At 37.8% G+C, this 13,119-nt stretch carries 8 protein-coding genes; 6 read left to right on the top strand and 2 right to left on the bottom strand.

All coding sequences use genetic code 11. The features are described from left to right. Positions 1-253: 253 nt before the first annotated feature. On the bottom strand, positions 254-3,079 hold the full coding sequence (gene uvrA, locus H5117_RS04945; RefSeq protein WP_182692803.1) for an excinuclease ABC subunit UvrA: 2,826 nt from the start codon (positions 3,077-3,079) through the stop codon (positions 254-256). A gap of 162 nt (positions 3,080-3,241) precedes the next feature. Between uvrA and H5117_RS04940 the strand changes: the two genes are divergently transcribed. The 6 genes from H5117_RS04940 to H5117_RS04915 all read left to right on the top strand — a co-directional run bounded on the left by H5117_RS04940 (position 3,242) and on the right by H5117_RS04915 (position 12,189). Next, positions 3,242-4,609 (top strand): MFS transporter, encoded by a 1,368-nt coding sequence (locus tag H5117_RS04940; RefSeq protein WP_182736349.1) that lies wholly within the window; start codon positions 3,242-3,244, stop codon positions 4,607-4,609. 20 nt (positions 4,610-4,629) lie between these two features. Next, positions 4,630-5,355 (top strand): single-stranded DNA-binding protein, encoded by a 726-nt coding sequence (gene ssb, locus H5117_RS04935; RefSeq protein ID WP_182674130.1) that lies wholly within the window; start codon positions 4,630-4,632, stop codon positions 5,353-5,355. Between the two features lie 262 nt (positions 5,356-5,617). Then, positions 5,618-8,347, top strand: coding sequence for a response regulator (locus H5117_RS04930; RefSeq protein WP_182736347.1), 2,730 nt, complete (start codon positions 5,618-5,620; stop codon positions 8,345-8,347). 184 nt (positions 8,348-8,531) lie between these two features. Next, the gene (gene arsH / locus H5117_RS04925; protein ID WP_182736343.1) at positions 8,532-9,248 is read left to right on the top strand and encodes an arsenical resistance protein ArsH; all 717 of its coding nucleotides are present in this window, start codon (positions 8,532-8,534) and stop codon (positions 9,246-9,248) included. A gap of 9 nt (positions 9,249-9,257) precedes the next feature. Continuing rightward, positions 9,258-10,274: an ACR3 family arsenite efflux transporter gene (gene arsB, locus H5117_RS04920; protein ID WP_024595324.1), complete on the top strand. Its 1,017-nt coding sequence runs from the start codon at positions 9,258-9,260 to the stop codon at positions 10,272-10,274. 226 nt (positions 10,275-10,500) lie between these two features. Next, positions 10,501-12,189, top strand: coding sequence for an EAL domain-containing protein (locus H5117_RS04915; protein ID WP_182736331.1), 1,689 nt, complete (start codon positions 10,501-10,503; stop codon positions 12,187-12,189). A gap of 3 nt (positions 12,190-12,192) precedes the next feature. On the opposite strand, the gene H5117_RS04910 is transcribed toward H5117_RS04915, so the two are convergent. After that, positions 12,193-13,101: a 1-aminocyclopropane-1-carboxylate deaminase/D-cysteine desulfhydrase gene (locus tag H5117_RS04910; RefSeq protein ID WP_182736327.1), complete on the bottom strand. Its 909-nt coding sequence runs from the start codon at positions 13,099-13,101 to the stop codon at positions 12,193-12,195. Positions 13,102-13,119: the final 18 nt, after the last annotated feature.

The following is a 13,119-nucleotide window of genomic DNA, read 5'->3' as shown; positions in this document are numbered from 1 at the left end:
TACCAAGCGCACAGGGCGTGCATCTGTGAAAGTGTTATGGCAAGGATGGCTTAAGTTACAAGCCATCCTGGAAGGCTACGATTTAGCAAAATCTCTTGAGTCAGACTTGTGATCAAGAGACAGCTTGTTAGCGGCATTTTTTATATAATACTGATTAGTATAATTATACTTTATATAGAAGCTGATTTTCTCGCCACTTTATAATTCTAGAGTACTTAACACAACCTTTACTTATGGTGAGTAAGTAAAACCTCTATTTATTTAATAGAGGTTTTAAGTAATGCCCAGTATGTGAACGCTCACATTCGGCTACTTCTTCAGGCGTGCCTGCAATGAGTATTTCACCACCGCCAGCTCCGCCTTCAGGTCCTAAATCAATAACCCAATCTGCTGTTTTAATAACATCGAGGTTGTGCTCAATAACCACAATGGTGTTACCGTGATCGCGCAGGCGATGTAATACAACAAGCAGTTGTTCAATGTCGGCAAAATGTAGGCCGGTTGTTGGTTCATCTAATATGTAGAGCGTTTTACCTGTATCACGCTTTGATAGCTCGCGCGCTAATTTTACACGTTGCGCTTCACCACCTGAAAGCGTGGTAGCGGCTTGACCTAAGCGGACGTACGATAAACCAACGTCCATTAAGGTTTTAAGCTTACGGGCAATAGCCGGTATTTTGTCAAAATACTCATGCGCGTCTTCAACAGTCATCTCAAGTACTTGGTGTATGTTTTTACCTTTGTATTGTACTTCGAGCGTTTCACGGTTATAGCGTTTGCTCTTACACACATCACACGGTACATACACATCAGGTAAAAAGTGCATTTCAACTTTAATTAAGCCGTCACCTTGGCACGCTTCACAGCGTCCGCCTTTAACGTTAAAGCTAAAGCGACCTACTTTGTAGCCACGTGAGCGCGCTTCTTGTGTACCTGCAAATAATTCACGAATGCCGGTAAATATACCTGTGTAGGTTGCCGGATTTGAACGAGGAGTACGACCAATTGGGCTTTGATCAATATCGATCACTTTATCAAAATGATCTAAACCGCTAATTGATTTATACGGTGCCGCTTCGGCAGTGGTTGCGCCATTTAGCTCTGTATGAGCGAGTTTAAATAAAGTATCGTTTATTAACGTTGATTTACCCGAGCCCGATACACCTGTCACACAGGTCATTAAACCAAATGGGATTTTTAAATCCACATTTTTAAGGTTATTACCCGTTGCGCCAAATAGCTCTAGCCATTTGTCGTTCGTTGGGTGACGCTCTTTTGGTATTTCTATTTTACGTACGCCTGATAAAAATTGGCCCGTAACAGACTCTTTGCTTGCTAAAATATCGTCGCGCGTACCTTGAGCAATAATATGCCCACCATGAACACCCGCACCTGGGCCAATATCAATAATATGATCTGCAGCACGAATAGCATCTTCATCGTGCTCTACCACAATAACGGTGTTACCTAAGTCGCGCAAATGGACCAATGTTTGTAATAAACGGTCGTTATCGCGTTGATGTAATCCAATAGATGGCTCATCTAGTACGTACATTACACCTACAAGACCGGCACCAATTTGACTGGCTAAGCGGATACGTTGAGCCTCACCACCTGATAATGTATCGGCGCTACGTTCAAGTGATAAATAATTTAGGCCAACGTTAATTAAAAACGATAAGCGGTCGCGAATTTCTTTTAATATTTTTTCAGCTATTTGGCCTTTTTGTCCGGTTAACTCTAAACCTTCAAAAAATTCCATGGCTTCACCAATACTCATGCATGTGATTGCAGGTAAGTTGGTTTGTCCAATAAATACATTTCGAGATTCTTCGCGTAAGCGCGAGCCATGACAGCTAGGACACGCTTGGCTTGTTTGGTATTTAGCAAGTTCTTCGCGTACAGAGTTTGACTCGGTCTCGCGGTAGCGGCGATTCATGTTGTTTAAAACGCCTTCAAACTCATGGTTACGCGTAATTAAATCGCCACGGTCGTTACGGTAATTAAACGCAATCTTAGTGCTACCAGAGCCATCTAAAATAATTTTTTTCGAGTCGCTGTCTAAATCTTGATAAGGCACGTCTAAATCAAAATTGTAATGATCTGCAACCGCTTGCAGCATTTGATAGTAATAAAAGCTGCGTTTATCCCAGCCTTTAATTGCACCGCCAGCAAGGCTTAACTCTGGGTTATGCACTACGCGATTAGGATCAAAATATTGGCGTATACCTAAGCCATCACAGGTTTGACAAGCACCAGCTGGGTTATTAAACGAAAACAAACGCGGCTCAAGTTCAGTCATTGCATAGCCACAAGTAGGGCAGGCAAAATTTGCTGAAAATAGAATCTCTTCAGCGCTGCTATCGTCCATGTATGCTACATGTGCAACACCATTAGACATTTCAAGTGCAGTTTCGAACGATTCTGCTAAGCGTTGTTGTAAGCCATCTTTTACTTTAAATCTGTCTACAACAACTTCTATTGTATGTTTTTTATGAAGCTCAAGCGTTGGTGGATCAGACAAGTCACATACTTCACCGTCTATACGGGCGCGAATGTAACCTTGGCTAGATAGCTGTTCTAATAACTTAACATGCTCACCTTTACGCTCTTTTACTATTGGCGCAAGCAGCATTAATTTACTGCCCTCAGGTAGAGCCAAAACAGTATCTACCATTTGGCTAACGGTTTGCGCAGCAAGTGGTAAATCATGTGTAGGACATCGTGGTTCGCCAACGCGGGCAAACATAAGTCGTAAGTAATCGTAAATTTCGGTAATAGTACCTACGGTTGAACGCGGGTTATGAGACGTTGACTTTTGCTCAATAGAAATGGCAGGAGAGAGGCCTTCGATGTGATCCACATCAGGCTTTTCCATGAGCGATAAAAATTGTCTTGCGTACGCAGAGAGTGATTCAACATATCGGCGTTGTCCTTCTGCATAAAGCGTATCAAATGCAAGTGATGACTTCCCCGAACCAGATAGACCCGTAATAACTATTAATTTATCACGTGGGATGGTTAGGCTGATGTCTTTTAAATTGTGCGTTCGGGCGCCTCGGACTTCAATGTTTTCCATGCTATCTCGTTTGTTACCAAAATTATTTACTCAGTATCGCATAATACGAAGCAATATTAATCCTTGATCAATGAAAAATCCTTACTTATAGGCGATTAATTATTGCCAAGCTTATGGTAGAATCCCAACCTCAATTTTTCATAGAGTAAGATCACGCAGATAATGACCGCATCTTCACTTAATTCACGAGAAAAACGCGCCGCTGTATCACTGGCGAGTGTGTTTGCATTTAGAATGCTCGGCTTGTTTATGCTGATGCCTGTATTGGCTATTTATGGACAATCGCTTGAAGGTTTTTCGCCTATTTGGATTGGTTTTGCTATAGGTGCGTATGGTTTAACGCAAGCCGTATTACAAATACCTATGGGCCGATTATCCGATAAAATTGGTCGTAAAAAGGTTATTGTAGGTGGCTTAATTGTATTTGCTATTGGATCGGTAGTGGCTGCATTAGCAGATTCTATTCAAATGGTTACGGTAGGCCGCGCTTTACAAGGTATGGGCGCAATAGCCAGTGCGCTACTCGCGTTTGCTTCAGATTTAAGCCGCGATGAGCAACGACCAAAAGTAATGGCCGTTATTGGTATGAGCATAGGAATGAGCTTTGCCTTTGCTATGTTACTTGGGCCAATTGTCGCCGCTTCGTGGGGTATTGCAGGTGTATTTTGGTTGACTGCTATTTTAGCTGTCTTTGGTATATTTATAGTGACCATGCTAGTGCCAAAGGCGGTAAATAAAGCGCCCAAAGGCGATACATTAGCAAGCTTCAGCGACATTAAAAAATTAATTAAACACCCTCAGTTAGCACGATTAAATGCAGGTGTATTGTTATTGCATTTAACGCTAACCACAATTTTTGTGGTACTGCCGAGTCAATTAATTAAAGATGGCTTGGTTGCCGACCATCACTGGTATTTGTATATTCCAGTGCTATTTTTAGCATTTTTATTAATGGTACCAATAATGATTGTGGCCATTAAAAAAGAGAAAGAAAAACAAGCATTTATTGGCTCGGTAGCCTTGTTAACTATTAGTATGTTAGCAATGTCGGTATGGGTTAATAGTGTAGTAGGCATTGCTGTGTGTATGCTGCTTTATTTTGTGGCGTTTAACTTTTTAGAAGCCACTATGCCTGCGCTTGTATCGCGAATAGCACCTGCAAGCCAAAAAGGTTCAGCAATGGGAGGCTACTCATCTAGTCAGTTTTTAGGCGCCTTTTTAGGCGGTATGTTAGGTGGCTATGTAGCACAAACTACAACGACGCAAGCTGTGTTTGCGGCAGCGGCACTTGTTGGGTTAATATGGCTTATTATTGCGTGGAAAATGCAAGTCCCACCCAAAAGTAAAGTTATTAGTTTAATGACCAAATTAGATTCTGAAGAGCATGCTCAAACGCTTGCTTCTCAGTTAGTTGCTTTACCAGGTGTAATAGAAGCAACTGTAGTTCGCGATGAAAGTCGCAGCTATTTAAAGATTAATGATAAAGAATTTGACCTAGACCAAGCGCGTAAAGTCGCTGGTTTAATCTAACATTTATAGGAGATGGTTCCATGGCACGCGGTGTGAACAAAGTAATTTTGGTTGGTAATTTAGGGCAAGATCCTGAAGTTCGTTATATGCCTAACGGCAACGGTGTAGCAAATATTACCCTAGCAACTTCGGATAGCTATAAAGATAAGAACACTGGCCAAATGGTTGATAAAACTGAGTGGCACCGTGTTGTATTTTTTGGCAAGTTAGCTGAAATTGTTGGTGAATATTGTCGTAAAGGTTCACAAATTTATGTTGAAGGTAAACTTCAAACACGTAAGTGGACCGATCAACAAGGCCAAGAAAAGTACACTACAGAAATAGTTGTAGATGGCTTTACTGGTCAAATGCAAATGTTAGGCGCACGTGGTGGCGATCAACAAAGTGGTGGTTACCAAGGTAATCAATCACAAGGTGGGCAACAAGGTGGAGGTTACCAAGGTAATCAAGCGCAAAGTGCTCAACAAAGCGGTGGTTACGGTCAAAATAATCAAGGCCAAAATAACCAGCAACAAGGTGGTTATGCTCCACAACAGCAAGCAGCACCTGCAGCGCAGCCAAAACCGGCTCCAGCACCACAGCAGCAAAGTAATCAATACCAGCCGCAAGGCGGCTTTGCACCACAACAAAATAGTGCACCGCAGCAGCAAGGTGGTTTCGCTCCTAAACCACAAAGTGCTCCGCAAGGTGGTGCATCAAACCCAATGGAACCAACCATTGATTTTGATGACGATATCCCATTTTAAATGATATAAAGTTATTAGTGTAAAGATAATTAGATTCTTTACACTTTTTACTCTAAACCCAGTATTCGTACTGGGTTTTTTATGCGTATTGCGCTGTGATGATAATCCAAAAACTATCAATATAAGACCTCATTAGGCTGTAAAGTGAAATAGTATTGTTGGTAATGTTAAATTACAGTAAATTTTATCTTGTATTTAATTGATATATATATCGTTAACACTTACCATTAAACTACTTTCCTCTGATTACACAATGAGAAACATGAAAACTAATATCTTATTTTTATTTCTTGTTTTTCAATTCTTGAGCCCTAGTTCACACGCTCAAACTCCTTCAAATGTTACTCATATTTTATTTATAAATTCAACAAATCAAGATATGCCTTGGTATAAAAGTGTTGAGCTTGGACTGCGTACAGAGCTTACAAAACGTTCTTTTAGTTATGAACTATTTGTCGAAAATATGGATGTAAATCGCTTTGATGAAGTTAATCAAAAACAGTTAATGAAAGACTACCTCAAACAAAAATATAAAAATAAGCACATCGATATCATCGTTACTCAGTCGCCTTCTGCAGCGACGTTACTATCTCAATTAGATGATTTTTTTATAAATGCTCCACGAATATACTTAGAGCCAGGCGCCCAGTTTAATCTACCAAAAAAGACCAGCGGAGCTGTGATCCAAGCTAAATTAGATTATGCGCAAGCAACAGCAAATGCTGTTAATTTAATGAAGCCTAAAAAATTGATCGTGATTTTAGATACAAAAAACGATATTGGTATGAGCTTTCATCGAGGACTATTTTCGGTTATTAACCGTGATTTTTCGTATTTAAGTGTAGAAAAGTGGTTTGATCTTCCATTACCAGAATTACTCACCAAAGTAAGAAATGCCCCAGCAGATTCAATTATTTTATTTACCCCCATTTTTAGGCGTTACGATAATAAATCACTTAGTCCTTATCAGCTAGTAGAGCGATTAACTGAAGAAAGTCCGGCGCCAGTGTTTAGCTATTGGGAAGTACTATTAGGCTCAGGTGTTGTTGGTGGGTATGTATTGTCGGGTGAAAAAATAGGTAAACGTATTGCCGATTCAATAGTTTTTTATAATGAAAATAAAGCGTTAAATGAAATTAGTGGTGAAGGGCTTAGTACATACTCATATGATTGGCGACAATTAAGTAAGTTTAATATTGCTCCGCAGAGCTTGCCAGAAGAGTCAATTATCTCTTATTACGAGCCAACTTACTTTGAGAAAAATAAAATATTAATTTACAGCGCTACTGTAATTATTTTTATTCTTAGCAGTTTTTTAGTTTTTGTTTTGTTTTTAAACCAACGCCGCATTCAACTTTTAAAAGAGCTTGATGAAGAAAAGCAAAGATTAGAGTCGCGCGTTGAAGAGCGCACTGAAGAGCTTTTGCACGCCAAGGAAGAAGCAGAGCATCTGACATCCGCTAAGTCTGAGTTTTTAGCAAATATGAGTCATGAAATTAGAACCCCTATGAGTGGGATTATTGGTTTGACTAATATTTTGCTCGAAAAAGGTTTACCTGGTGAGTATGAGTATTATTTAGATAAAATTAAATACTCCTCAGATCAACTCCTGGTGGTTATTAACGATATTTTAGACTTTTCAAAAATTGAGTCTGGAAACATTAACCTTGAGGAATTTCCTTTTTCTGTAAATTCGATTGTTGATTATATCAAAGCAACCTTCAATGAATTGGCCCAAAGTAAAGGGGTCACATTTGATATTGTCATTGATGAGGCAGTTAAACTGGACTTAATCGGCGATGTAGTGCGAATAAATCAGGTGCTGTTAAATTTATGCTCTAACGCAATTAAATTCACCCCTCACGGCACTGTATCGGTTTTAATTGAGTCAAGAAAGTTATTAGACGATCCGCAAAGTGTTTGCTTATATTTTACAGTTAAAGACTCAGGTATTGGCATCGCTGAGGATAATCTTAGTAATTTATTTGAATCATTTACTCAGGCAGATAGTTCTACAACTAGGAAGTTTGGTGGTACAGGGTTAGGTTTAACAATTAGTAAGAGTTTATGCCAATTGATGGGTGGTGATATAACAGTACACAGCACTCAAGGTGAGGGTAGTGAGTTTGTAGCTTCGGTGGAAGTTAAATTGAACAACCAAGCGTTGATTGATGATACGCCTAACCTAATCTTTACTGATCCGTTTGATGTATTAATTATAGATGATAATGAAGAGGACCTTAAAGTAATTGAAAATCAGTTTACAGCTATGGGTTTAGCATGTACTGCGTGCTCGTCTGCTAAGCAAGCTATTGATATTATTGAACAGAATAAAGAAAAATTTAAAGTTATTATTGTCGATTGGATAATGCCAGCGATGAGTAGTGAAACATTTTTAACGCGTATTTATAATATTAATCCCCAGCTTTGCAGTAATATAATTGTACTTACAAGGGATCATGAGGTTTTACTTAATGATGTGGCTAACAAAATAAATATAAACACAATTTTGCAAAAACCTGTTTATTCGAGTGTCTTGTATAAGGAGGTGAGCAGTAGAGTGTTAGGTTTTTTTAATGAAGTGCCTAAAGTAAATACTGTGAGTGAACAGTCGCTGGCGGGTATTAAAGTATTAGTTGTGGAAGATAATTCAATCAATCGACTCATAGTTACCAACATACTAGAAAATAGCGGCGCTCAGGTTTACTTAGTTGATAATGGATTAGAGTGCATCCAAACAGTAAAGTTAGAGCCGTTTGATATAATTTTAATGGATATTCATATGCCTATCATGGACGGTGTTGAGGCGACTCAAATTATTCGTAATGATAGTGATGAAACTATCGCAAATATTCCAATAATTGCCTTAACAGCTAATGTTATGAAAGATGATATTACACGATACTTATCTATTGGCATGAATGCTCATGTTGCAAAACCCATTAAAACACAAAAACTACGTGAAACTATAATTCGCTGTTTAAATAAATAGTTGCGCTATATAAATAACTTAATATTTTTATCAAATACCTTCCGCAATCCCTTCCATTGGCTTGAGCCGATTTTTTAATAACTTAAAAAAATTTATAAAATAGAATTTGACTCACGCGTGTTTGTATGTGAAATTCCATATATTCGATTTTTCGTATATTCACTTGGTAAAGGTTGAGTTATAAATGTCAGAAGTTAATGGGTTACCAAATACAAATAAAATACACAGCGTTGTTCCACATACTAAAAATTTTAATGTTAGTTTTTCTGAGCACAAACCTAAAATTTTATTGTTATATGGATCATTAAGAGCGCGTTCTTATAGTAAGTTGGTAATAGAGGAGAGTGCACGTTTATTAACGTATTTTGGTGCTGAGGTTAAAATTTTTAATCCTGAAGGTTTACCTCAAACCGATAGTGAAGATGAATCACACCCTAAAGTACAAGAGTTACGAGATTTAATGCTTTGGTCAGAAGGGCAAGTATGGTGCTCTCCAGAACGTCATGGGTCAATGACGAGCATATTCAAAAACCAAATTGATTGGATACCACTCAATTTAGGTGGTGTAAGGCCAACGCAAGGTAAAACACTCGCAGTGCTGCAAGTTTGTGGTGGATCGCAATCATTTAATGTAGTGAATCAACTACGAGTATTAGGGCGTTGGATGCGTATGGTAACAATACCAAATCAGTCCTCAGTGCCACAAGCTCATTTAGAATTTGAAGAAAATGGGCGCATGAAACCCTCTCCACTTTATAATCGGATTGTTGATGTTATGGAGGAGTTGATAAAATTTACTTTGTTCTTACGAGATCAAAAAGATTACTTTGTAGATCTTTATTCTGAACGTGTGGAATCTGCAGAAGAACTTAGCCAACGCGTTAATCAAAGCTCTATTTAGGACAGAACAATGGGATTATTTGAACGTTATCTTTCTGTGTGGGTAGCCTTAGCTATTACTTTTGGTATTGTAGCTGGTTCTATAATGCCAAGTGCATTTAGCTTAATTGCTGGTTTTGAATATGCCCATGTAAATATTGTAATCGCAGTACTTATTTGGTTGATGATTTACCCAATGATGGTGCAAATTGATTTTTCATCAATTAAAGATGTAGGTAAAAAACCAAAAGGGTTAGTGCTCACTATCGTTATTAATTGGCTTATAAAGCCCTTTACTATGGCGCTACTAGGCTGGTTATTTTTTAAGGGTATTTTTGCCGATTTTGTTGACCCACAAACAGCTACAGAATATATAGCTGGTATGATTTTGTTGGGTGTTGCGCCTTGTACCGCTATGGTGTTTGTGTGGAGTCAATTGACAAAAGGCGATGCTAATTACACCTTAGTGCAGGTATCAATAAATGACATAATTATGATTTTTGCCTTCGCACCTATTGCAGGGCTATTACTTGGTGTGACTGATATTACTGTACCTTGGGATACACTGCTATTATCGGTGGTATTGTATGTACTTATCCCGCTGGTGGCCGGTGCTGTTACCCGTAAAAAGCTTGATAAAGAAGATGACCATACGTGTTTAAATAACTTTTTAAAGGTAATGAAACCTTATTCTATTATTGGCTTACTCGCGACAGTAGCGCTATTGTTTGGTTTCCAATCGCAGATATTAATAGAAAAACCAGAGGCAATAGTTCTTATTGCAATCCCGCTTTTAATTCAAACTTACGGTATTTTTGCGATTGCTTATATTGCAGCTAAAAAAATGGGGCTTGCACATAACATAGCGGCGCCTGCATGTATGATTGCCACTTCAAACTTTTTTGAGCTAGCTGTTGCGGTTGCTATTTCATTATTTGGTTTACATTCTGGGGCTGCACTTGCCACTGTGGTGGGGGTGTTGGTAGAAGTCCCCGTAATGCTAAGCTTGGTATACTTTGCAAATAAAACACGCCATTGGTTTAATTAAGGCGGTATGCAGCATAATCTCTGCTGGCATACTTTTTAAAATGATCTGTCGATGGCTTTCATCTATTTACAGAATAAAGGGCATAGCTGTTTATTTTTGTAAGTTCTCGTTTATCTGAGTGTTTTTTGTTTAGTACTATTAATAAACGTTTAAACTTAGTTTGCAGCCTTGTGCTTCTATAGATATTGAACAACACTTTAGTTATCAATATAACGAGTGGCAGGCTATGCAAAAGAGTAAACTCTGGCTTTTAAAGTACTTCAAAGGTATCTCTTTTGTTTTGTTTTTGATGATACTTATTAGTTTTAATTTCATTTTAAATGATGCATTACATCAAAAAGCACATATTTCTGGGCAGCAGTTTGTTAAACGCGTTTATGAATTAAATTTATCTCCCTCTATAAATAATGAAGTGTTGGTCGCATTAGCTAAAAATGAAGGCTTTAAGTTAGAGCTGCAAAATTCTTCTGATCACTTTAGGAACTTAGTAAATTTAGAACGCGAAGTTTTTACTTTTAAAACGTTAAGTTTGAGCCTTTATCACTATCCAGTGTGGGTAACACAAAGCTACTTATTTATATTTTTGAATCTGATTATATTAGGCGCTGCTAATTGGTCTTATCGCTGGTGGAGCCTGTTAAAAGTAAACCGTAAAGTAATGCTTAAAAATACAGTTATACAGCCGACTAAAATTATTCAACAAAGGCATAAAAATACTCAACTAATCGAACAGGCAAAAAAATGTGATTTAAGTTCTTTGTATGGAGTTAATACTGCATCACATAACTTATTTTTACTTATTGAGTGTGATTGTAGCTATGATAAAAAAACGGATATAGAAGCCAATTTTAAAGTCTTAATTACTAAAAAATTAGCCGAACTTAAAGGTGTGTCGGTAAAAATACTAAACTCTAATTACTTAGCGGTTACCTTACCAAACATTTCTATTAGCGAGTTGAATAGCTACGTTGAAAAGCTTCATAAAAATGTGTTTTTAATATGTCAAAATCATCAAAAAAATATTACTCATAAAAATATTAAAATAGGTGCGTGTGATTATCAATTAGGCGCTGATCAAGTGGCGGTTTATAAGCTAGCAAAATCAGCACTCGCGCTATCACAAAGCAGCCTATTGCAGCATTGCCACCGTTTAACGTTAAATCACTGCCAAGAAAAACACCTCTCTAGCAAACAGGTTATAGAAAACATTAAAAAGAATAAATTTATATTATTCTTTCAGCCTGTATTTGAACTCTCTAGTGGAGATATCCTGCAGCATGAAGCTCTTATTCGGGTTAGGCATAGCCAACTTGGTTTACTGGCCGCTCGTTATTTTATTAAGCAGGTTTATAGTGATCAAGACGCTTTAATATTAGATAAAGCTGTAATAACACAAGTCAAAAAGCTAATGCTCAGTGAGTCTTCGGCTTTAACAGTTAGTGTAAATCTACACCCTAAAAATTGGTTTAATACTGTATTTTGGGAGTGGTTAGCCAATCAAATGGCAGAGCTTAAGTTAAATACTAAATTACAATTTGAAATAAGTGAGGCAGAATTTTTTACTCATAGAGAGTCGATAACTAATGCACTCAATGTTATTAAAAAAGGGCATTCACATATTGTGATTGATAATGTAAAAAGCAGTGAGAAAGTAGCCATGCTAGTTGATTATAACCAAGTATGTGGGCTTAAGTTATCTTACGAACTGGTTCATTTATTAGATGAAAAAACTCAAAGTCAAAAGAAAATAAAAAGGATAGTCGAAGCCGCTAGTCTTTTAAATCTACCCGTATACGCGGTGGGCGTAGAGACTCAAAAAGAGCTACTTACGCTTACCAAATTGGGAGTGGTAGGAGCTCAAGGTTTTTACTTTTCAGAGCCACTTCAAGAGTTTACGCAAGCGGTATTTAATTAAGGTCTAGATTAACCCTCTATATTTAAGCCCATTTAAGCCTTGAAGCCCGCCAGTATGAACAGCAATAATTTTACTCCCAGATGGGAAATAATCTTGCTCAATAAGCTGCCACAATGCATACATCATTTTTCCACTATAAATAGGCTCAAGCGGTAGGTTGTGTGTGCGGCCTATATCTTGGCAAAACTGCCATAACTCAGGTGAAAACTTACCATAGCCACCATCATGAAACTCTGTGAGTAACTGCCAGTTAGTTTGATTATTAGCTTTAGCGCTCAGCTTTTTTATTTCTTCATTTAAATAATCAGCTTGTTTTAATACCGCTATACCAATAACCTGTGTTGTTGAAGCACTGCCTTCTATTAGTCCAGCAAGTGTGCCACCACTACCTGTAGGACAAACTAAGTAGCTATGTTCGGGTAAGCTTTGTACTAATTCTTTACACCCTAATAAAGCATGTTCATTTGTACCACCTTCAGGGATGATATAAGCGTTTGGAAAGCGCTCTTGCAAAGCATTAAGGTAATCGCTGTCTTGGCGTTTTCGATACTCTATACGATTAACAACATGTAGGTTCATACCACAATGTTTTGCAAACTGAATTGTCGGACTGTTGTTATCAAGTTCTGGTCCGCGGATAATCGCGTGAGTTTTTATATTAAATTCTTTTCCCGCAGCTGCGCAGGCGTGAATATGGTTTGAAAACGCACCACCAAAAGTCAGAAGCTCTGTTTTATTTATCTTTTGCATATACGCTAAATTGTATTTTAATTTACGCCATTTATTGCCACTTATTAGCGGATGGAGTAAATCATCACGTTTTATACCTAAACAAATATTTCTCTTTTTTAGAAATGAGCTATCTAATTGTTGAATATAGTTATTTTCATCTATTTTGAATTTTTCACGCATTTTATTGGTTTTCAATTT

The organism is Pseudoalteromonas sp. SG45-1 (assembly GCF_014164135.1).
Classification (GTDB): domain Bacteria; phylum Pseudomonadota; class Gammaproteobacteria; order Enterobacterales; family Alteromonadaceae; genus Pseudoalteromonas; species Pseudoalteromonas distincta.
Note: the sequence above shows the minus strand (reverse complement) of the source record. Positions and strands in the feature narration are given on the sequence as shown.

Bases quoted from the DNA above. Each gene is read 5' to 3' on its own strand.
- H5117_RS04910 (WP_182736327.1), bottom strand. From the start codon at position 13,101: ATGCGTGAAAAATTCAAAATAGATGAAAATAACTATATTCAACAATTA.
- H5117_RS04915 (WP_182736331.1), top strand. From the start codon at position 10,501: ATGCAAAAGAGTAAACTCTGGCTTTTAAAGTACTTCAAAGGTATCTCT.
- ssb (WP_182674130.1), top strand. From the start codon at position 4,630: ATGGCACGCGGTGTGAACAAAGTAATTTTGGTTGGTAATTTAGGGCAA.
- uvrA (WP_182692803.1), bottom strand. From the start codon at position 3,079: ATGGAAAACATTGAAGTCCGAGGCGCCCGAACGCACAATTTAAAAGAC.
- H5117_RS04930 (WP_182736347.1), top strand. From the start codon at position 5,618: ATGAAAACTAATATCTTATTTTTATTTCTTGTTTTTCAATTCTTGAGC.
- arsB (WP_024595324.1), top strand. From the start codon at position 9,258: ATGGGATTATTTGAACGTTATCTTTCTGTGTGGGTAGCCTTAGCTATT.
- arsH (WP_182736343.1), top strand. From the start codon at position 8,532: ATGTCAGAAGTTAATGGGTTACCAAATACAAATAAAATACACAGCGTT.
- H5117_RS04940 (WP_182736349.1), top strand. From the start codon at position 3,242: ATGACCGCATCTTCACTTAATTCACGAGAAAAACGCGCCGCTGTATCA.